Origin of the sequence: Kitasatospora albolonga (assembly GCF_039535905.1) — a bacterium.
Classification (GTDB): domain Bacteria; phylum Actinomycetota; class Actinomycetes; order Streptomycetales; family Streptomycetaceae; genus Kitasatospora; species Kitasatospora albolonga.
The window spans coordinates 32,124-53,165 of the sequence record NZ_BAAAYB010000132.1; the positions used below are offsets into that span (position 1 = coordinate 32,124).

At 71.0% G+C, this 21,042-nt stretch carries 15 protein-coding genes; 11 read left to right on the forward strand and 4 right to left on the reverse strand.

The window, feature by feature from the left end; translation table 11 throughout:
• Positions 1–25: 25 nt before the first annotated feature.
• Complete coding sequence (locus ABD946_RS31965) at positions 26–931, reverse strand: helix-turn-helix transcriptional regulator (protein ID WP_345289104.1); 906 nt, start codon at positions 929–931, stop codon at positions 26–28.
• 49 nt (positions 932–980) lie between these two features.
• Here ABD946_RS31965 and ABD946_RS31970 point away from each other — a divergent pair, with 49 nt between their 5' ends.
• Positions 981–1,427, forward strand: coding sequence for a DUF2000 family protein (locus ABD946_RS31970; RefSeq protein ID WP_345289105.1), 447 nt, complete (start codon positions 981–983; stop codon positions 1,425–1,427).
• A gap of 62 nt (positions 1,428–1,489) precedes the next feature.
• Entirely contained in the window at positions 1,490–2,245 is a 756-nt protein-coding gene (locus ABD946_RS31975; protein ID WP_345289106.1) for an N-acetyltransferase, read from the forward strand.
• Between the two features lie 93 nt (positions 2,246–2,338).
• On the opposite strand, the gene ABD946_RS31980 is transcribed toward ABD946_RS31975, so the two are convergent.
• Positions 2,339–3,592 (reverse strand): SUKH-4 family immunity protein, encoded by a 1,254-nt coding sequence (locus ABD946_RS31980; RefSeq protein ID WP_345289108.1) that lies wholly within the window; start codon positions 3,590–3,592, stop codon positions 2,339–2,341.
• 230 nt (positions 3,593–3,822) lie between these two features.
• On the opposite strand from ABD946_RS31980, the gene ABD946_RS31985 reads away from it, so the two are divergent.
• The 9 genes from ABD946_RS31985 (at position 3,823) to ABD946_RS32025 (ending at position 15,979) form a co-directional block, all read left to right on the forward strand.
• A complete protein-coding gene (locus tag ABD946_RS31985; protein WP_345289109.1) occupies positions 3,823–4,206 on the forward strand; it encodes a hypothetical protein in 384 nt (127 codons plus the stop codon).
• Positions 4,207–4,302: 96 nt separating this feature from the next.
• The gene (locus tag ABD946_RS31990; protein ID WP_345289111.1) at positions 4,303–4,683 is read left to right on the forward strand and encodes a hypothetical protein; all 381 of its coding nucleotides are present in this window, start codon (positions 4,303–4,305) and stop codon (positions 4,681–4,683) included.
• Positions 4,684–4,811: 128 nt separating this feature from the next.
• Positions 4,812–9,326, forward strand: coding sequence for a toxin glutamine deamidase domain-containing protein (locus ABD946_RS31995; RefSeq protein WP_345289112.1), 4,515 nt, complete (start codon positions 4,812–4,814; stop codon positions 9,324–9,326).
• Between the two features lie 17 nt (positions 9,327–9,343).
• Entirely contained in the window at positions 9,344–10,207 is an 864-nt protein-coding gene (locus ABD946_RS32000; RefSeq protein WP_345289113.1) for an immunity 49 family protein, read from the forward strand.
• Positions 10,208–10,432: 225 nt separating this feature from the next.
• Entirely contained in the window at positions 10,433–10,978 is a 546-nt protein-coding gene (locus tag ABD946_RS32005) for an Imm49 family immunity protein (RefSeq protein WP_345289114.1), read from the forward strand.
• Positions 10,863–11,312, forward strand: a complete 450-nt coding sequence (locus ABD946_RS32010) for an immunity 49 family protein (RefSeq protein WP_345289115.1) — start codon at positions 10,863–10,865, stop codon at positions 11,310–11,312. The genes ABD946_RS32005 and ABD946_RS32010 overlap by 116 nt, the downstream gene beginning before the upstream one ends.
• A gap of 217 nt (positions 11,313–11,529) precedes the next feature.
• Complete coding sequence (locus tag ABD946_RS32015; protein ID WP_345289116.1) at positions 11,530–12,252, forward strand: immunity 49 family protein; 723 nt, start codon at positions 11,530–11,532, stop codon at positions 12,250–12,252.
• 81 nt (positions 12,253–12,333) lie between these two features.
• A complete protein-coding gene (locus tag ABD946_RS32020; RefSeq protein WP_345289117.1) occupies positions 12,334–14,910 on the forward strand; it encodes an SUKH-4 family immunity protein in 2,577 nt (858 codons plus the stop codon).
• A gap of 232 nt (positions 14,911–15,142) precedes the next feature.
• A complete protein-coding gene (locus ABD946_RS32025) occupies positions 15,143–15,979 on the forward strand; it encodes an immunity 49 family protein (RefSeq protein WP_345289119.1) in 837 nt (278 codons plus the stop codon).
• Between the two features lie 76 nt (positions 15,980–16,055).
• Here the strand turns inward: ABD946_RS32025 and ABD946_RS32030 are convergent, their stop codons facing one another.
• Together ABD946_RS32030 and ABD946_RS32035 are read right to left on the reverse strand one after the other, a co-directional pair.
• A complete protein-coding gene (locus tag ABD946_RS32030) occupies positions 16,056–19,124 on the reverse strand; it encodes an NPCBM/NEW2 domain-containing protein (protein ID WP_345289120.1) in 3,069 nt (1,022 codons plus the stop codon).
• A gap of 579 nt (positions 19,125–19,703) precedes the next feature.
• Positions 19,704–20,945, reverse strand: a complete 1,242-nt coding sequence (locus ABD946_RS32035) for a YncE family protein (RefSeq protein ID WP_380148929.1) — start codon at positions 20,943–20,945, stop codon at positions 19,704–19,706.
• Between the last annotated feature and the right edge of the window lie 97 nt (positions 20,946–21,042).

Sequence of the window (21,042 nt, forward strand, 5' to 3'; positions counted from 1 at the left end):
CGATCAGCGGGCGGTCAGCGGGCGGTCAGCGGGAGGTCTGCGCGGCGGGACCGGTGGGGGAGGTACTCGTGGCGGGGAAGGTCTGCCCGGCCGGGAGGGCGAGGTCGGCCCGGACGGGCTGACCGGGAGGGCAATCGGGACCCGCCGGGCGGGTGAAGCGGCCCGGGGTGGTGCCGAGGAAGCGCCGGAAGTGCCGGTTGAGGTGGGGCTGGTCGTGGAAGCCGACGGCGGTGGCGACCTCGGCCGGGGGCTGTCCGGCGAGCAGCAGACGGCGGGCGCGGTCGATCCGGCGGGCCGTCAGGTACTGGTGCGGCGGGATCCCGAAGGCGGCCCCGAACGCCCGGACCAGGTGGGTGGGGTGGGCGTGCAGCAGCCTTCCGGCCTCGGCGAGGGTGGGCGGGGCGAGCAGGTCGGCGTCCAGAAGGTCGCGCAGGTCCTGGGCGAGGCCCCGGGGCGGTGGCGCCCCCTCGGGGGCGTCCGGGCGCAGGTGGGTGCGCAGGCGGCCGGCGATCAGGGCGAGCCGGCTCTCCGCCTCCAGCTCCTCGCCGGGGCGGGCCAGGGCGGTGTGCAGGCGGCCGATGCGGTCCCGTAGGAGCGGGTCGGTGATGTCGGGGCCGTCCACGGCGGGGCCGGTGAGGGAGGTGTCCAGCTGGGTGGTGTCGAGGTAGAGGACGCGCTTGCGGAAACCCTCGGCGGTGGCCGGGGCGCCGTTGTGGGGGACGTGCGGCGGGAGCAGGCTGACGGTGCCGAGCGGGGTGCCGCGGCGGTGGCGGTCCAGCTCGTACTGGACGGCGCCGTCGTCCACGATCAGCAGGGTCCAGCTGTCGTGGACGTGCATCGGGTAGCGGTGCTCGGTGAAGCGCGCGTGCAGGACCTCGACCAGGCCGGGCACCGGCGGCCGCCACGCGGAGACCTCCTGACCGGGCGTCATGCCAAGAACGTACAAGACCGGGTGGGCGGGGACCGGGCAGTCTCGGTGCATGAGAAGCGAAGAGCAGAGCGCCGCGGCCGGGCCGGTCCGTTTCGACACCAAGATCGCGGTCCTGCTGCGCGAGGACCTGGAGCCCTGGCAGCGGCTGAACGTGACGGCCTTCCTGGTCAGCGGCCTGGGCACGGCCGTGCCCGAGGTGATCGGGGAGCCGTACCGGGATGGGGACGGGACCGGCTACCTGCCGATGTTCCGTCAGCCCGTGCTGGTCTTCGAGGGGACCAAGGAGGTGCTGACGGCCGCGCACGGGCGGGCGCTGGGGCGGGAGCTGCCGCTCGCGGTGTTCACCTCGGACCTGTTCGCCACCGGCAACGACCGGGACAACCGGGCCGCGGTGCGGGCGGTCGCCACGGCGGAGCTGGATCTGGTCGGGATCGCGATGTACGGGCCGCGCAACGCGGTGGACAAGGTGCTGAAGGGCGCCAGGATGCACCCCTGACCGGTGGTGAGCTGGGAAAACCACGGTGCGGGGGAGGCGTTCGGCTGGTTAGGGTGCGGCCCATGAACGACGACCTGACCGTGACCACCCTGGCCGAGCGGCCCGAGCTGCGCGAGCGGCTCTGGGAGATGCCCGACACCTGGGCCCGGTTCATGGACCACGACCTGGTGGCCAACGCGCTGATGGGCACGATCGCCGAGCTCTTCCCGGAGCACGTGGTGGTGGCCACCGACGCCGAGGGCGCGCTGGTGGCGCGCGGCCACAGCGTGCCGTTCCGGCTGCACGGGGAGGGCCGGGACGGCCGGCTGCCGGACCGGGGCTGGGACCAGGTGCTGCTCTGGGCCGTGAACGGTCACCGCCGGGGCGAACGGCCCGACACCGTCAGCGCGATCGAGATCGCCGTGCGGACCGACCTGCAGGGCAAGGGCCTGTCGGGCGTGGTGCTCGGTGCGATGCGGGACGCGGCGCGGGCGCGCGGGTACGCCGAGGTGGTGGCCCCGGTGCGGCCGAGCGCCAAGCACCACGAGCCGGGGACGCCGATGGAGGAGTACGCCTTCCGGGTGCGCGCGGAGGACGGGCTGCCGTACGACCCGTGGCTGCGGGTGCACGTGCGGGCCGGGGCGACGGTGGAGCGGGTCGCGCCGGTCTCGATGACCATCGCCGGGTCGCTGGCGGAGTGGCGGGAGTGGACCGGCCTGCCGTTCGACGCGACGGGGGAGGTGCTGGTGCCGGGGGCGCTGGTGCCGGTGCGGTGCGAGGCGGAGCGCGACCAGGCGGTCTACGTGGAGCCGAACGTCTGGGTGCGGCACCCGGTCTGACGGTCCCTGGGGGCGGGGCGGGGCGGGGCGGATGTGGCGCGGCGCCGGTCGGGAGGGTTCCCGGCCGGCGCCGTCGTCGTTCCCGGCGGTGGGTCAGAACAGGCCGTGCCACATCTGCTCGACCACCACCGACCACCAGGTGGTGTCCTTGCGGAAGGCGTCCTGGTCGATGGCGGCCAGGCTGTTCTGGAACTCGGCCAGGGCGGCGCCCGCCTCGGCAGGGGCGAGCCCGGCCAGGGCCGGGCGGGCGGTGGCGAGCAGGGCGAGGCTGCGGTCGAAGGCGGCGACGGTGGTGTTGACGAACCGTCCGCTGCCGGTGCGCGGGTGGACGGCCCAGACCGAGCCGGCCTCGTCGCCGGCCGTCTGGACGGCGATCACGCACAGGCCGTCGGTGCCGATCCGGGTCCAGCCCGCCAGCACGTCCAGGGTGGCCGGCGCGATCGGGGAGCCGGCGGCCGTCAGGTGGGTGCGCAGGTCGGCGAAGAGCCCGCCGGGGGCGGGCCGGTCGGCCTGGTCTGCGGTGAAGAAGAGCGGCAGCTCGTTGGGCAGCCCGGCCCAGGTGAGGGTGGAGCGGGTGGCGTCCGGGAGCGCGCTGGCGGCCAGGTCGTCGGCGTCGTACCGGGTCACCAGGTCGAAGACGGTGGGGAGTTGACGGCCGAGGGCGACGTCGCGGACCGCCTCGGCCGGCTCGACCGAGCCGGGCTGCGGGGCGGGGGTGCGGTTCGGGCGCGGGGTCGGGCGCAGGCGCTCGGTGAGGGCGGTGACGCCCTGCGCGCGCTCGTCGGCGGTGATGCCGTACGGGAAGTCGTGGCTGACGGCCGCGTTCGGCAACTGCTCCAGCACGACGGCCGGGTAGCCACCGGGGAGGGTGGACGGGTACAGCGCGGTGTGGACCGCGGTGACCGCCTCGGGAGCGACGCCGCGGCGCTGGAGCTCGGCCAGCAGCTGGTGCTCCACCGGCGGGTGGCCGGGGGCGGCGGTCAGCTCGATCCGGACCGGCTGGCCGGTGGCGGTGTCGGTGTAGTCGGCGGTCAGCGAGTTGCCCGGGCCGGTGGCCGGACGCTTGCTCTCGCGGTACGCCTCGATGACCTCGTCCACCGGGATGGACGACCAGACCGAGAGCCGGCCGGTGGAGCGGTCGACCACGCCGCAGGCGTCACCGAGGTCGGCCGGGGGCCGGCGCTGCCCGGTGACCGGGTCCCGCTCCAGCGGCGCGGGCGCCGCCCAGACCACCCAGCCGAGGTCGAACTCCCGGTGCCGGACCTCGCGCCGGGGCAGCCCGGCGGTGTCGGCGCCGCTGTTCAGCCAGGCGTCGGCGGTGCTGAGGGCAAGCTCCTGGGTGATCACGAGAACTCCTCGCCTGAGGGGACCGGTGGCGTTGTGTCGGCCGGGGTTTCGAAGTGTCGCTGCCGCGAGCCGGGACGAGGCTACCCGTTGCAAGGTCGAGACCGAACGAGCACGGTACGGGTACAGCCATGAAGTAAACATTATGATCTCATGGGCAATGCTGTGGACGGCCGGGGAAGTTGGCCCGGACGGACCACGGCGGAGATGCATACGGGGCAGGGGGACAGGCGATGGCCACGGACCGGGACATTCCGGAGATCACGGACGACGAACTGCTCGACGTCGCCGACAATCCCGCGCAGGCACGTGAGTTGCACCGCGCCCTGCGCACCCTCGCTGACAACGACTCCGTCGGCCCGCAGCTCCAGCAGATGGCCAGGGACGTGCTCAGCGGCCGCGTCGGCATGCGCGAGGTGGTCGAGTCCGACCGCTACCTCAACGCGATCGGGGAGCGGCTGGGGCAGATGCGCACCGCCGCCGAGAACCTCAGCCCGGCCGACCGCGAGGCCTCGGAGGCTCGGGCGGTCAAGCTCCGCGAGGACTACGAGGCGGAGTTCGGACCGGACGAGCCCGAGGAGTGGGAGCACGGGGGGTTCGGCGCGCAGCAGCGCTGAACGGTCCGCTCGGAGCGGCCGTACGCGGTGAGCGGTGAGCGGTGAGCGGTGAACTGACCGGACGGGTCATCAGACAGGTGTAGTGGGGGAGCCGAGATGGCACAGCAGATCGTGGTGGACCCGGACAGTCTCCGGTCCGAGGGCAGGAACATGGGCCGGATGGGCGAGGACTTCCTCGCCGCGGTGAAGAACCTCTCCAGCCGGCTGGAGGCCCTGGAGAAGGGCGACACCCCGCCGTGGGGCGACGACGACCTGGGCGAGAAGTTCGGCGTCGTCTACGAAGGCCTGCGCGACGGCATGAAGGAGTCGATGCAGTCGCTCGGCGAGCGCATCGGCGAGATCGGCCAGAAGCTCCAGGGCATGGCCGCCGCCCACGAGGCCAACGAGAGCCAGACCAGCGACGACCTCCGCACCATGGAGGGCAAGCAGGGCACGGTCGGCCAGCGGGTCCAGGCGCTCTACCGTCCGCACCACTGACGCACCGTCGTCCCACGGCGTGCGCGGCCGGGTCCGAGGCGGGCCCGGCCGCCGCCGTTGCACCGCCCGTTCGTAGTTCGCGTGGTTCTCGTAGTTGAAGTCTTCGTCACCGCAGGGGGAATGACCAGATGGCGCTCATGTTGCCGGACAGCGTCGAGTGGGTTCTCGAGATGCTGGGCTTTGACTGGCCTACGGCGAATGAGGACAAGCTTCGTGAGTCGGCGCAGGTGTGGCGTGACTTCGCCGATCAGGTGGAGGAGTTGCACTATCGGGGTGCGTCGGCGGCGAACGGGGTGTTGTCGTCGAACTCGGGTGATTCGATCGACGCGTTCGGTAAGACCTGGGAGAAGTTCTCGGGTGGTGGGGGTGGGTATCTGGCGGATGCGGCGACGGCCGCGCGGTTGATCGCGGCGGCGTTCGATGCTGCCGCGGTGATCGTGATCACGTGCAAGATCGCGGTGATCGCGCAGTTGGTGGCGTTGGCGGTGGAGTTGATCGCCGCTCAGGCGGCTGCGCCGTTCACGTTGGGGTTGTCGGAGTTGGGGGCGGCCGGGGCGACGTTGGCGACGAAGGCCATCGTGCGGCGGTTGTTGAAGGAGCTTCGGCAGGCTCTGGTCGAGGCGATCATGGAGACGTTGAAGGAGCCGGTGGTTTCGGCTGTTCAGGCGATGATCAGTGATTTGATCGCGCAGACGGTGAACCAGGGTTTCGGTGCGCAGGACGGGTATGACCTGGGGCGGACGGGGAAGGCGGGTGCGGACGAGTTCAAGGATGCGGTGAAGAACTCGGGGCAGACGTTCACGGAGTCGTTGCGGGACGGGTTGGGTTCGCGGGCGGGGCGGCATGCGCGCAACGGTCTGGAGAATGCGGCGGGTCGTAACGGTGGTGGTGACGATCCGGGGTCGGGCAACAACGACGCGGGTTCGTCGAACAGCAACAACACCTCGCCGTCCTCGACGTCGAACTCCCCGTCCAACTCGACCAGTTCACCTTCGTCGTCCAGCTCCACGCCGTCGTCGAGCTCTTCGCCGTCCTCGTCCACCTCGAGTCCGTCGAGCACGTCCAACACGTCGTCGGGGGACGGCTCCACCTCACGTGATTCGGGGCCGTCCTCGACCAGTTCGCCGACGCCGACGCCGACGAGCACGGCGCCGAGCCACACGCCGTCGCCTTCGCAGCAGCCGGGTGGTGACTCGTCTCCCTCGCCGCGGACTCCGTCGCCGGCGTTGGACCCGTTCGGTACCCGGGTGGGCCCGGACGCGGCGACGGACGGTCCCTCGCGCACGCCGGTGACGCCGGAGCACAGCACGCCGCCGGCCCGCAACGACGACGGGGCCGGGCGCACCAACACCCCCGCGCCGGAGGGCCGTTCGACGCCGGACAACTCCGGCCCGACCCGCACGCCTGACCATGACCCGGGCTCGACGCGGCCGGCCGCCAACGATGGTCCGTCGCGCACGCCTGACCATGACCCGGGCTCCACGCGTCCGGCCGGCAACGATGGTCCGTCGCGTACGCCTGATCACGACCCTGGCTCGACGCGTCCGGCGGCGAACGATGGTCCGTCGCGTACCCCTGAGCACGATCCGGGCTCCAGCCGTCCGGCGGCGAACGATGGTCCGTCGCGCACGCCTGACCACGACTCGGGTTCGACCCGTCCGGCGGCGAACGATGGTCCGTCGCGTACCCCTGACCACGACTCGGGTTCGACCCGTCCGGCGGCGAACGATGGTCCGTCGCGTACCCCTGACCACGACTCGGGTTCGACGCGTCCCGCCGCGAACGACGGTCCGTCGCGTACCCCTGAGCACGATCCGGCTCCGTCGCGGCCCGCGCAGGAGGCGCCGGCTCCGTCGCGGCCGTCGCAGGAGTCGCCCGCGCCGACGCTTGGGCCGGTGCGCCCCTCGGAGGCGGCTCCGGTGCCGCAGCCCGCCCACACGCCGTCGGCGGATGTTCCGACGCCGCGTCACGAGAGCGCGCCGGAGCCCGCGGTGACCCGCCCGGACGCTGCGACGCCGTCCCTGCAGCAGCCTGCTCCGGAGCGCACCGCGCCGTCCGAGCCCGCCGGCACCGCCACCGACCCGCGCACCCACACCCCGGCTCCCTCCCACACCCCGGGCCCCGACGGCACGGCGCCGGCGCCGTCGCGGGTGGACCCGCGGACCGCGTTCGCCAACGACCCCACCCCCAACCCGACCCCGTCGTCGGACCCGTCCTCCCCGGCCGGCACACCCAGGTTGAACACCGCGGGTCTGGGTGCGACCACCACCGCCCCCTCGCCGTCCTCGTCGGATCACCGCCCGGGTCCGGTGCCCACGGGTGATCCCACCCCCAACACCCCTGGCACGCCCGGCACTCCGGGTGCGCCTGGTGCCGTTCCGCATGTCGGCGCCCCGCAGGCGGCCACGCCCAGCACCCCGGCGTCGTCCCGCCCGACCGCTCCGCAGGCCCCGGCCACGCCGACCGGTCCGGTGCCCTCGCAGCGCCGCCCCGACAGCGACGGTCCGACGTTCGGGCCGCGTCCGGCCGCCGACCGCGGACCCGCCCGCCCGGATCCGCGCGCCGCCTACGCCAACCCCCGCCCCGCCGACATCAACAACCGCCTCAACCCGGACGGCCAGAACACCACCCCGAGGCCGGACAGCACGCCGCGCCCGGACCTGGGCAACCGGCTCAACCCGGACGGGCAGAACACCGCGCCGTCGAAGCCGGACAGTGCGCCGCGCCCGGACCTGGGCAACCGGCTCAACCCTGACGGCCAGAACAGCACCCCGTCGAAGCCGGACAGCGCGCCGCGCCCGGACCTCGGCAACCGGCTGAACCCGGACGGCCAGAACACGGTGCCGAAGGCGGACAGCACCCCGCGCCCGGACATAGGCAACCGGCTCGACCCCAACGGCGACAACTCCCGCCCCGACGCGCCCCGTTCGCACGACACCGACCCCGGGAAGCCGGACATCGGCAACCGCCTGGACCCCGAGGGCCACAACACCCACCGCACCACCGACGACGACGGCCACACGTCGAAGGAGCCCTACCGCCCCGCCACCGAGGACCGCCCCCAGGGCAGCCCCGGCGGACTCGACGACCCCTCACCCGCCGACAACCGGCACATCAACGACGCCGTCCCCCGCAACCCCGACGGCACCCCCACCCGCCACCCCGACCCCAACGAGGGCAACTGGCCCGGCGCCGTCAACGGCACCGACCCCCACGCCCCCGGCCGCACCAACAACTGCGTCGACGTCGCCCTCGCCACGGTCGACACCTACTCCGGCCACCCCACCGCCGCCGCCTCCCGCACCCCCGACACCGACGCCAACGGCAACCCCTCCGACCGCGGCGAACGCGGCGGACGCGACCGCATCGAGAACGCCCTCGGCGCCCGCTTCAACGACATGGGCAACGGCGACCAGGCCTACCGCCGCCTCGAAGACACCCTCCGCAACAGCGGCCACGGCTCCCAAGCCGTCATCATCACCACCGACAAGGACGGCCGCTCCCACGCCTGGAACGCCGTCAACCACAACGGCACCATCACCTACATCGACGCCCAGACCGGCCGCCGAAGCCCCCAACCCCTCCACAACGGCGACAACGGCGTCTTCGCCATCCCCCTCGACCCCAACCGCACCCCCACCACCCCCGACCACCACACCACCGACCCCACCCACAACCCCGACCACGACCGCACCGCCCCCGAAGAAGCCGCCGGAGCAAACCCGGATGCCTCCAACGACCAATCCGGTGATGGTCGCTATTCGGATGAAGCCGAGCGTCAGCGCGTTCGGAAGCAAGTGGAGAAGGCCAACGCCGATCCGGAGTGGTTCAAGGAGCACTACAGCAAGGACGGGCACCGTCGTCGGATCGGGAAGCAGGACGAGAACGGGAACGAGATTCCCCAGCTCCGGCAGAACCCGGACTATCCGGCGAAGGACCCCAACAGGTGGATAGCGGCGCAGGATGCCCCGCCGCCTGCTGCGGAGAAGTACCACGACGACGCCCAGGTCGAGCGGAGCTCCGCTGTCCCCGCCGACCGGGAGCGCGCCGAGAAGATCGAGAAGGCGATCGAGGACCGCAAGGCGGCGCTTGCTCGTGACAGGGTTGCCGAGGACGCTCTGGACGAGGCGAAGAAGAAGCACGAGCAGGACAAGAGCGACGAAGCCGCGAAGGCCGAGTACGAAAGGCTCAAGGAGGAGCACAAGACACCGCACCACCTGATGGGCAAGGCCGGTGAGGAACTCGGCGACAAGGTAGCGGAGTTCCACGCCATTCCGGAGAACTACCCCGGTGCCGACCGGAAGGACGACCGGAAGGACGGCAACAACCGCTTCGATCAGATTTGGTTGCGTGAAGACGGCGGCTACGTCGTCGTCGAAGCCAAGGCGCCGTCGGCGGACCTGGGAGACCGAAGGGCTCTGAACGGTCGTCAGGTCATGCAGGGGCACCCGGATTACTTCAAGGCCATCATCGAGCAGATGAAGAACCGGAAGGGTGACGACGGTACGGAAGCGGCGCTGGCGAGGGACCTCATGGCTGCTTGGAAGGCAGGAAAGCTGGACTACGTGATGGTCAAGGCCAAGGTCGACGGCACTGACTACGATGGCTATCTGATGAAGAAGTTCGACATCGGTACTCCGTGAGTGAGAGGCGAGCACCAATGACCGTGGTAGTGGCACGTCATGCGATTCCGGCGGACGACAAGGCGGCGCGGGCTGCCGAGGTACTGAGCGGGATCCTGGCGGACGAGTTCGCCGAGGAACCGCTGACGGCGTGGGATCTGCAGAGTGCGACATCGACGGCGCTGGCCCTGACGCGCAAGCGGGCCTTGCTCGATCCGCCGGCTGAGGAGGTCGAGAGCTGGTACGCCTGGACGGCTGCGATGCAGGCGAGTTCGGCGGTGTTCGCGGCGGTCCAGGCCCAGGGGTCTGTGGAGTGCCGGATCGGAATTCACGGGGTTCGGGCGATTCCTGCGATCGAGCCGACGGACTACACGGACGCGGGGTCGTGGCTGGACGCGTTCTGGCTGGCGCTGATCTGCCGGGAGCCGCGGCGGTTGGACGTGCTGGCTACGGTGCCGGAGTCGGTGCTGCGGCAGTCCGGTGCGGTGTTCGACGAGTACATCTACGCGTGGGTGGGTGCGCTGCAGGCGTTCCGGCGGCAGGAACCCGAGGTCATGGAGAAGCTCCTGGCCGCGATCGACGGCACGGACCCCCAAGTGGCGCGGGTTGCTGACCGCGAGACCCTGCTCAAGCTGCTCTACCCGCCGATCGCGGCCTTCTACAGGTTGGTGCAGCGGGACGCCGAGAAGTTCAACGAGGCCCTGGTCGAGGGCCTCGAGCTGCACCGCGAGTACTGGACGGCGGAGGAGGACCGCCTCGACGAACCCTTCGGGTTCGTGTCTCTCCCGCTGCTGGCGATCGCCTGCCTGGCTCGTGACCTCGGCATCGAGGTCGAGGTGGAGTCGGACTACCTGCCGAAGCACCTGCTGCTGGGCAGTTGGGTCGGCGAGTTCGACGCATGATGACTTCCGCAACGTAGTGGTGCCGAGGGGGCGTCCGACTGGCGCGCCCTGAGGTGCCTACCGGCAATGCGGCGGCACTCTGCGCGGTCGCCACGTCGGACGTGTCTCCGGTGGAGTGCCGCTCTGGTGGGAGACGGGGCTGATCGCCGCGGCCGGCCCGCAGAAGGCGGCCGATGCGGGCACATGGGGGAGGGGTGCCGGGCGGCGGAGTACGCGGAGGACACCTTGACTTCGGAGATGGAGGACCGGTGGTGGTGGCGCGCCATGCGGCGTCGACCGAGAACGTCCGAGAAGTTGGTGGAGACGCTCGACGGGATTCTGCAGCGTGCCTTCCGCCGCGAGCCCTTGACTGTTCTGGGGTTGAGCATGGCGACGGACAAGGCGTTGATCCTGGCGCGGAAGCGGGCGTTGCTCGATCCCGCGGTGGAGACGGTCGAGAGCTGGTACGCCTGGACGGCTGCGATGCAGGCGAGTTCGGCGGTGTTCGCGGCAGTGGGGACCGGGGGGTCGGTGGTGGTGAGGCTGGGGTCGGCGGGTGTGCGGGAGGTCCAGGCGGTCCGGCCTGACCACTACACCGATGCCGGGTCGTGGTTGGACGCCTTCTGGCTGGCCGTCGTCTGCCGGGAGGCGCGTCGACTGGGACCTGCTGGCGTCGGTGCCGATCCCGGTACTGCGGGAGTCGGGGGCGGTGTTCGACGACTACATCTATTCGTGGGTGAGGGCGCTTCAGGAGTTCCGTTCGGCTGGGCCGGAGTTGATGGGCTGGCTTGAGGAAGCTCTCGAGGGTGCGGACCCCGAGGTGGCTCGAATCGCCGACCGCGAGATCCTGGTGAAGCTGCTGTACCCGCCGATCGTCGCCTTCTTCCGCCTGGTTCAGCGGGACGCGGAGAAGTTCAACGAGGCGCTGCTGGAAGCGGTGCGACTGCACAAGGAGTTCTGGACCGCGGACGAGGAGCGGATCGACGACTCCGCCGGGTTCGTGTCCCTGCCGCTGACGGCACTCGCATCCCTGGCCGAGGACTTGGGCATCCCGGTGAAGGTGGAGTCGGACTACCTGCCGAAGCGCCTGGTACTGGGCAGTTGGGTCGGCGAGTTCGACACCTGACGACTGCTGCGAGGAAGAATCGGAGGCATGTGCTGCTCTGCTGGCACGAGCGGCACCAGAGGGAGGTCTGAACCAGGTGACCATGGTTGTCGCACGTCATGAGAGTGCTGGAGGGGACGTCGATTCTGCGGTCCGGAAGCTGGGGGAGTACCTCTCTTTCTGTCTGGAACGAGTGGGATCTCAGCCCCTCGGCGCGTCCCGGGTCATGAATACGGCAGTGATCATCGCGGAGACGCACATCATCGCTGATCCCAAGGCCGACCGGATCGAGAGCTGGGATGCTCTTCTGACGGCGATGCAGGCGTCTTCTGCGCTGTTCGCGGCCGCCGGGCTCGCCGAGGGTGCGGTGGAGTGTCGGATCGCCGGCGATGTGCGGCGGATTCCGGCGGGGAACTCGAAGCGTGAAGCGCACGCGGCGAACTGGCTGACTGCTTTCTGGCTGGCGATCGTGTGCCGGGAGACCGAGCGGCTGGATGCTCTGGCTGCTCTGCCGGTCGAGTCGCTGCGGAATCCCGCTGCGGTGTACGACGAGTACATCTACCTGTGGGTGGAGGCGCTGCAGGCGTACTGGAAGAAGGAGCCGCAGCAGGCGGAGAAGCTCGCGGCCGCGATCGAGGAGTCGGATCCGGAGGTCGCCCGGATCGCTTCCAAGGACTACCTGGTGAGGGTGGCCCATCCGCCGATGGAGATGATGTACCAGTTCCTGAAGGGTGATCAGGCCGCCTTCACCAGTTCGCTCGTACGGGCGTTGGAGATGCACCGGGAGTACTGGACGAGCGATCACGAGCAGTCGATCTCGTCCACCGGCTTCCTCGCCCTGGCACCGTTGGCGGTGGCGTGCATGGCCTTCGACAGCGGGATGCAGATCGAGGTGGAGTCCGGCTACCTGCCGGAGAACCTGCTGGACCGTAGTTGGATCGGCGAGTACGAGACCACCTGAACCGAACCCCCGGCCGGAGCCCGCCCAGGGAACGTCGGCCACCGGGATGACCAGCTGGAAACCGAGGAGTGGGACCGCCGGATGCGTTTCGAACTGGCAGCACGTCAGGCCGCTGCCGAGGAACTGGCTGCCTGGCTCGAGCGGGGTGACCTCGGTGATGGGATCAGGCTGGTCACCGGCGATCCGGGGGCGGGGAAGAGCCGGCTCCTCGCCAGGACCGCCGCTGCGGCCGATGCCGACGCCCGTGGGTTCGTCGCCGTCGCCGACGGGTCGCTGCCTCCGGTCGGTGCTTTCGGCGGGGGCGCGGACGGGGACGGTGGGACGGGCGCGGAGTGGTTGCGGTGGCTCGCGGACGGAATGGGGTTGGGGGACCGCATCCGGTACGACGGCGACGTCTCCGGGTTGACCCTCGCGCTCAGGAAGGACGAACACCCGCAGGCTGTCCTGTTGTCCGGTGCTCCTGGTCGGCTGAGGGTGACGGTCCGGCGGTCGGCCGGAGTGCCGGAGCTGGTGCGCAAGCTGATCGACCCGGTGACCGCGAAGCGGCCTGGTGGCGGCCTGGCGTTGCTGCTCGTGGAGGTCGACCGGACCACCTTGGCCGAACTGCTGTGGTGGAAACCGAAGTTGGCTGCCTCTGTGATCGACCTCGACCAGGGTCGGTTCGCGCCCGACCGGGCCGCGTTCGCGGCGTGGGTGCGGAGTCTGATCGACGTACCGGACTCGGTCTTCGCCGGCCGCGAAGGAGACGCGGCATCCGCTGCGGCGGCGGTGACGGCGGCGGCTTGGCCGAACTTCCTGGTGGCGGAGGTGCTCGCCGGGGAACTCCGGGCACGCTCCGGTGCGGTGGGGACGCTTCCCGAATCGCTGGAGGGCGCATGGGAGTTCGTCCTCGACGGCTTTGGTCAGGACGCCGCACGGGCCCGGAGGCTGCTGGCGCCGGTGGTGCTGGCTGAGGGTGTTGTCGGGATGCCCGGCGAGCTGCGGCGGCGGGCCGCGGCTGCGGTGACCGGTGACCGGGTCACGAGTGCGGAGCTGAACGCCTTCGAGGGGGTGGTGGCCTCGTTCGTCGCCGCCGACGTGGTGGAGGGAGCGGGGGCCGTTCCGGACGGGTACGCCAGGCTGAGGCACGGTGCTCTGGCCGAGGCGGCGGCTGCCTCGTTCGGCTCGGGGGTGACGGAGGTCCAGCGGAGGATCACCACCGCCCTCCGGGAGGTGCTGCCGGACGACGTGGCGGCGGTGGCGCGGGGCCGGGTGTTGACGGCGTCCGAGGACTACGTGCTGCGGTTCGGCGTCGGACACGCCCTCGGCGGTGGTCTGCTGGACGAGTGGCTGGCGGACCTCCGGGTGCTGGTGCTGGGCGACCCCGAGGCCTTGGCCGAGGCGGTGGCTGCCGGCGACCGCACGGAAGGGGCGGCGGCTCGGCGCCGGGGAGCGGTGGCCGAAGCGGTTCGGGCGTACCGGTCCGACTCGCGGTGCGGCGTCATCGAGTGGGTGGCCCGGTTGCGGTTCGCCGGGCAGGCCTGGGGGGACGAGGATCTGGTCCGGGCTCTGGACGGCCTCGGACTGACGCTCCCTTGGCGGGCCGAGTGGGCACGCTGGCGCCCGCTGGGGGCTTTCGACGCCCGGGAGTTCGGCCCGGGCTGGACCGGTCCTGTCGAGGTCGTCGGCTGGCGTGGCGCGACCGGAGCCGAGGGTGCGGTGTGCCTGCGGTCGGCGTACGACCGGAAGTACCGCTGGTACGCGTTGGCGGACGGGGCGCAAGAGGGAGAGGCAGTGGAGCAGCGGCCCGAGACCGCCGATGCCCTTGCGGTGGTGGTGGACGGAGACGGCAGCACGGTGGCCGTCTCCGACGGGGGGTCCGACCTGTTGAGGGTCGAGGTGCATCCCGGAACGGGCACGGACGGAGTGGTCCTCTCCCTCTGTGCGCCGTACCCGGGAGCGCAGGCCTACCCGCTGCCCGGTGGCCGTCTCCTGCTGGCCGGGCACAGCGGACTGGCACTGCTCCGTTTCGGCCCGTCGGCCGGAGCCCCGGCCGGAGGGCCGGCCGGAGGGCCGGCCGAGCGGGCCACGGAACCGGTGCTGCTGCCCCGCGAGGCCTGGTGGACCGTGGGCGCGCTGACGGCGGACGACCTCCAGCCCTACTACCAAGGGGGCATCGCGGTCGCCGGCCCCGGCGCACTGGGAGCGCTGGCGGAACTGCCGGATGCGGTCCAGGTGCTGTGCACGATCGGGCTTCCCGGATTCCCCGTCTTCTGGCAGGACACACTCGGCTCGCTGGAGACGCTCCGGTCGCTGGAGGAGTACCTCGAGGAGGAGGGCGCCGAGAGCGAGGTGGACGCGAGCGGCTACACCGTGATCGCGGTCGCCGGCGACGGTGAGAGCGCACTCTGCGTGGAGCACGGGACGGGCCGGGTGGTGCAGGCGTTCGACGGTGAACCCGAGGTGGTCAACACCTCGCTCATGGCGTTCGCCGCCTGCCAGGCGCTGGCGACCTGGGCGCTCTCGGTGTCGACCGGGCGTCAGGTGGCCGAGCGCTACGAGTTCCTGGCGTTCGTCCGTGCGGCGCTCCGCCGGGTCGATCCGGTGGCGGCCGAGGGGAACGGTGCGGACTGGTGGTGGTTCCAGGCCATCGAGGACGACTACACCCTGCTCGCGTAACGGAATCCGTCCGACGAGCGCGTACTCCGCGCCGGCGCGGAGAAGGCTGCGTAAACCGGTCCGTAGGGACTACGTCCAGGTTCGGTCGGAGGTCTGAGAGGGGGCTGGGAACAGGAGGGGTTCGGTGCGGTGTTGGATCAGTAGCTGCGGGGGCACCGACGGTAGTCGGGGTGGTCCGGATGGGCGGGGACCGCGGCGGACATGAGACCAACTGACCTGGGAGTGACCTGAGTTGAACGCCATTGTGAAGCGGCACGGCATTTCCACGGAGCACGTCGAGAGTGGTCTGGCGCTGCTGGGCGAGGACTTGGCGGTGGATCTGGGGAGGCTGCGGCCAGGAGCTTCGCTGGGGTTGGTGAGCGTGCTGGAGACGGCGTTGGTGATGGCCGAGGCCGGGCTGCTGCTGGACCCGGGGGGCGAGCGGGTGGAGAGCCGGGAGGCGTTCCTGACGGCGGCTCAGGCGGCTGCAGCGCTGTTCGCGGTGGCGGGAGTGGAGGAAGGAGCCGTGGAGGCCCGGATCGGCGGGGCCGTGCGGACGGTGGGGGCGGGGGACTCGCGGCGGGAGGCGCACGCGGGGAACTGGTTGAACGCGTTCTGGCTGGCGGCGGTCTGTCGGGAGGGCGGGTTGCTGGACGGGCTGGCGGCGGTGCCGGTGGAGGTGCTGCGCGGGTCCGGTGCGGCGGAGGACGAGTACACCTGGGCGTGGGTGGCGGCCCTGCAGGCGTACCGGCGTCAGGGCCAGGGGCTGGCACAGGAGTTGGCCGCCGCGCTGGAGGCGGCGGAGCCGGCCGCGGTCGTGGACCGGGAGTACCTGATGAAGGTGGTGCGGCCGGCCATGGACCTGTTCGGCCGGTTCGTGGCGCGGGACCAGGCGGGCTTCGACGCGGCGCTGGTGCGGGCCTTGGAGCTGCACCGGGAGTACTGGACGGCGGACGGGGAGCGGGCGGTGACGTCCACCGGGTTCGTGGCGCTGGCTCCGCTGGCGGTGGCCTGTCTGGCGCAGGACGCCGGGATGGCGGTGGACGTGGTGTCGGAGTACCTGCCGGTGGGTCTGGTGACGGGGCGTTAGGGAGCGGGACGGCCGGAGCCGGCGGGCGCGTCCGAGGGCGCCCGCCGGCTCCGGCCGGTGTAGGGGACTGCGGGGACTACTGGAGGAACTTGGCGCCCGCCCAGTCGGCGTGGTCGCTGTTGATGCCGTCGCCGCCGTCGGTGACCTTCAGGGTCAGGGTGTTGACGCCGGCGACGTTGACGTCGACCGGCTGGGCCGGGGTGGTGGGGGTGTTGACGGAGGGGCTCTCGTAGAGCTTGACGCCGTCGCCCCAGACCTCGAACTTCAGGGTCGCGTAGGAGCTGACCTCGTCGTCCACGCCGGTGTCGGCCTGGAAGCGGGTGTAGCCGCGGTTGAGGTTGTAGGTGATGGTGCTGTTGGCGTGGGTGCCGATGCCCTTGGGGTAGGTGGTGCCGTTGATCTTCAGCGGGTTGCCGTCGATGCTGCGGTCCTTCTGGACGGTGCCGAAGTCGGCCTGCGCCGAGGCCCAGGCCAGGTCGCTGGCGTTGACCGGCGCCGAGGCCTTGACGGTGAGCTTGGCACCGGCCCAGTCGGCGTGGTCGCTGTTGATGCCGTCGCCGCCGTCCAGGGCCTTCAGGACCAGGGTGTTGACGCCGGTGACGTCGACGTTCACGCTCTGGGTCTGGTTGTTGGGGCCGAGGGTGTAGGGGCTCTCGTAGAGCTTGACGCCGTCGCCCCAGACCTCGAAGCGGACCGAGCCGGTGGCGGTGATCTCGTCGTCCACGCCGGTGTCGGCCTGGAAGCGGGTGTAGCCGCCGCCCAGGTTGTAGGTGATGGTGCTGTTGGCGTGGGTGCCGATGCCCTTGGGGTAGACGGTGCCCTGGAGCTTGATCGGGGTGCCGTCGATGCTGGTGTCCTTGCGGGGGGTCCCGAAGGAGTTCTGGTAGCTCGCCCAGGCCAGGTCGCTGAGGTTGACCGTCTTGGGGGTCGGGAGCGTGGTGACCGCGGCGGCGTTGCTCGCGGCGGAGACGTTGCCCGTGGTGTCCACGGCCCTGACCGTGAAGGTGTAACCGGTCGAGCCGGCCAGGCCGTTGGCGGTGAAGGTGGTGCCGGTGGTGGTGCCGATCACGCTGCCGTTGCGCAGGACCTGGTAGTTCGTCAGGCCGACGTTGTCGGTGGAGGCGTTCCAGCTCAGGTCGACGCTCGCGTCGGTGAGGTTGGCGGTCGCCAGGCCGGACGGGGTGCTCGGGGCGGTGGTGTCGACGACCGTGCTGCCCGCGGCGGCGGTGACGGTGGCGCCGGCGTTCACCGGGACGCTGACGTAGGAGACGGTCTGGCCGTAGAGCGACTTGGTCTGCGCCGGGTAGGCGGTGCCGTTCACCGAGATGGTGGAGTAGGAGCCGTAGAACTGGGCCTCCCAGTTCACCGTGGAGCCCGCGTTGTTGGTCAGCACCGAGCCGGTGGTGCCGATGTGCTTGAGCTTGAGGTCGCTGTCGCCGACCTTGAGGTGGTCGATCTCCACCCACGGGGTCTCCGAGGTCAGGCGGGAGACGGTGGCGACCTTGTGGTTGGGGGCGTCGGGCTGGACGCCCATCATGCCGTCGACGGTGTTGCTGACGGCGAGGAAGGAGATCTCGGGGTAGGTGTCCTTGTCCTTCATCAGCTTCTTCAGCCAGGACCAGCCCTCGCCGGAGCGGTTGTACTGGTAGTACATCTCCGGCAGGTAGGAGGTCGCCTCGACGTTCAGGCTGTCGTCGTTGGCGGCGATGAAGTCCAGGTAGGCGGAGGTCCGCGGGCCGTAGTCGCCCAGGCCGTTGAGCATCATCAGGAAGCTGGCCTCGTGGCCCCAGCTGCTGTAGCCGGTGCCGTTGGCGTCCTTGCCGCGGACGTAGCGGTTGTTGGCCGAGTCGAACCACTGGCTCTCGAAGTGGTTGCGGACCCGCTGCGCGCGGTTGGCCCAGGTGGTGCTGCCGGCGGTGTCGCCCTTGGCCTTGAGGATCTGCGCGTAGGCGAGCATCGACTGGTACTGGAAGCCCAGCGCGTCGGCGGCCGAGGTCAGGTTCTCGTTGGGGAACTCGAAGAAGGTCGCGGTGTACTCACCGTTCTGCTTCTTCGCCACGGGCTGCTCGGCGGCGGGGTTGGCGTCGTTCCAGGTGACCTGGTGGCTGGCCAGGAACTGGTTCATGGTGGAGTCGTAGTACGCCGACAGGGTCGGGTCGTTGATCCAGGCGGCGTTGCCGGTCCACTGGTACTGCTTGAAGGCCTTGGCCATCAGGTTGAACGGCGAGGGCAGCTCGCGGAAGCCGGTCTGGTCGATGTAGTACATCGCGCCGGTGGGGCTGTGCGCCCAGAGCGGCCAGCCGTTCTGGCCCGGGTCGTCGGCGTCGCCGGCGAAGGTCTTGAACATGTTGAGGGTCTCGTTGTCGAGACCGATGACGTGCGCGCCGTCGGACTGGTGCGAGATGTCGCGGTTGTAGTACGACTCGCGGTTGGTGTAGGCGCCCCAGTAGCCCGGCTGCACGGTCTGGTGGGTGGCGTCGGTCAGCCGCCACCACTCGGGCTCGTGGCCCATCATCGGGTTGCCCTGGTAGAACGCCATGCCGAGCGCGCGGTCGCGGCCCCAGGTGAAGCCGTCGTTGAGGGCGGCGTTGGGGGAGTTGATGGTCAGCGGGCTGGTGGGCGCGCCGACGTAGTTCTGGATGGTGATGCGGTCCACCCGCGGCACGTCGGTGGAGCCGACGGCGGTCAGCTCGATGACGTCGCCCGGCTTGAGGGCGACCTTGCTGCTGGTGCGGGTGTCGATGTTCTTGGGGTCGGTGTAGTCGGTGCCCCAGCGGCCGTTGGCGTTCCAGCTGTCCACCTGGGCCGAGTTGACGGTCAGCCGGTAGCTGACGCCGCCGGCGGTCTTGCCGTTGTAACGGGTGATCAGGTCGTACGTGCCCGCCGCGCCGGCGAAGGTGGACCGGGCCGAGCTGGTCTGGCCGGCCGCGCCGCGGGCGTAGGTGACGGTCTCGACCGGGTTGTTGTACGCGGTGTGGTTCACGGTCTCGGTCGCGAAGTTGGTCAGCGACATGTTCTCGACCTGGAGCACGTACGGACCGGCAGCCGTGTCCGCCGAGGCAGTGGCGGCGGGCAGGGCGGGGAGTGCGATGGTGCCGGCGATCAGGGCGATGGCGGCGGACAGCGCGCGAGGGTGGCGGCGCATGGGCGGTCGGTCCTTTCGGGTGGGGGCGTGCGTGGGGGAGCGGCTGAGGGGCAGCCGTGGGAGCGGCGCGACCGCGCCGTGAGGTCTTGAGGTGTGGGGGTGGGGCGTTGAAAGCCGTTGAACTGTGTCGCCTATTGAGGACTTCGGCGAAGGCCCTGTCAATAGTTGAATCCCGTTCAATCGCAAGGCTTCCATCGACTTCCGGGCCGTCGACGCTGGTTCGAATGCGTCCGGATCGGCTCGGTGTGACTGCCGTCTTCGCAGGTCAGAAGGTTGACCTCGGCTGGCCGTCGGAGCGGGAGGCGGTGCGGCGAGGGCCCGGCGGGGGCGTGGGGGCCTCGGGATCTTGCAGTAGGTCAATGACAGAACATCAGAAAGCTTTCACTGCTGTGTTGCATGCCATGGTGAGGCTGAGTAGTGTCCTGTCATGGCGAACGGCGGCCCGAGGGCTCCGAAGAGCCCGCCGGACCGCCGTCGTCGGCGTCCTGACGGTCGATCAGACGGCCGTCAGGGTGAGGAGTGAGGTGCAACGGCCCGGCGGGGTGTCGGCCGGGTCGGTGACGCGGAGGAGTTCCGCGATCAGCGGGCGGCGGGGCCGCTCCAGCCCGTCGGCACGTGGCCGAGGCGCACCCGCTGCGGGTGGTCGCCGACCGGGACGGAGGCGGTGGGGCGTCCGGTGGCGAAGTCGATCGCGGTGACGCGGTCGCTGCCGCTCTCCGAGACCACGCAGGAGCGGCCGTCGCCGCTGACGGTGGCCCAGTACGGCTTGGCGGCCGGGATCAGCGGGCCCTCCTGGAGGGTGGCGCGGTCGAGCACGGTGACGTAGTCGTCCATCGTCCCCGCCACGCACAGGTGGGCGCCGTCGGGGCTGGCCGAGAGGCCGTGGTGACGGGAGTCGTTCACCCAGGTGGTGCGGTCCTCGTCGGTGGCCGGCGACTTGGGCAGCTCCTTGAACCGGGTGATCCGGTCGGCGGCCACGTCGTACTCCACCAGGCCGTTGTAGAAGGAGAGCTGGAAGTAGAGGGTGGAGCCGTCCGGACTGAAGGCGGCCGGGCGGACGGCGTCGGAGAGGTCACTGCGTCCGGCCGCGTCCAGCCGCTGGCGCATGTCGATCACCTTGACCGGTGCGTAGGTGTCGGCGTCCACCACGGTGATCCGCCGGTCGCCCTTGGTCCAGTCGAGCCAGGGGGCGTCCAGTGCGGTGGTGACCTCGCCGATCGACATGTTCCACAGCCGGTGGCCGCCGTCGGTGAAGAGGTTCTCGTGCGGCTTGTCGCCGGTGCGGAAGGAGCCGAGCTGGGCGCCGGTGCGGACGTCGAGCACGTGCACCGTGTTCGCGGTGGAGGCGGAGACCGCGACCTTGGTCCCGTCGGGGGAGAGGGCCATGTGGTCGGAGCGGTAACCGGCCACCGGGAAGCGCCAGTTGAGGCGGCCGGTGGCCAGGTCCAGGGAGACCACGTCGGCGAAGCTCGGGCGGGAGACCACCGCGGAGGAGCCGTCAGGGGTGGTGTACATGTCGTCGACGAACTGGTCGTGGCCCTCGCCCGGGCCGAGGCGGACGCCGAGGAAGTAGGCCAGCCTGATCGGGTCGCGGTGGATCTCGGCCAGCCGCTGCTCCCTGTCGGGGACGACGTCGATCCGGCCCACCTTGGCGAGGTCTCCGGAGGAGGCCAGCACGTCAGCGGTGCCGTCCCAGTTGTTGCCGACCAGCAGGACTTCGCGCAGGGGCGGCGAACTGGCGGCCGGAGCATGGGAGTTGAGGGAGACGGACAGGGTCAGGGCGGCGGCCAGGGCCAGGGCGGTGCGGGGGATCCGGGGCACGGTCACTCCTGGGGGTGGGGAGGAGGCGCGGGACGTTACCCGACGGTAGGGATGACATGCCCGGGTCGGCAAGACCTCGGATGCGCCGAGTCGGTAC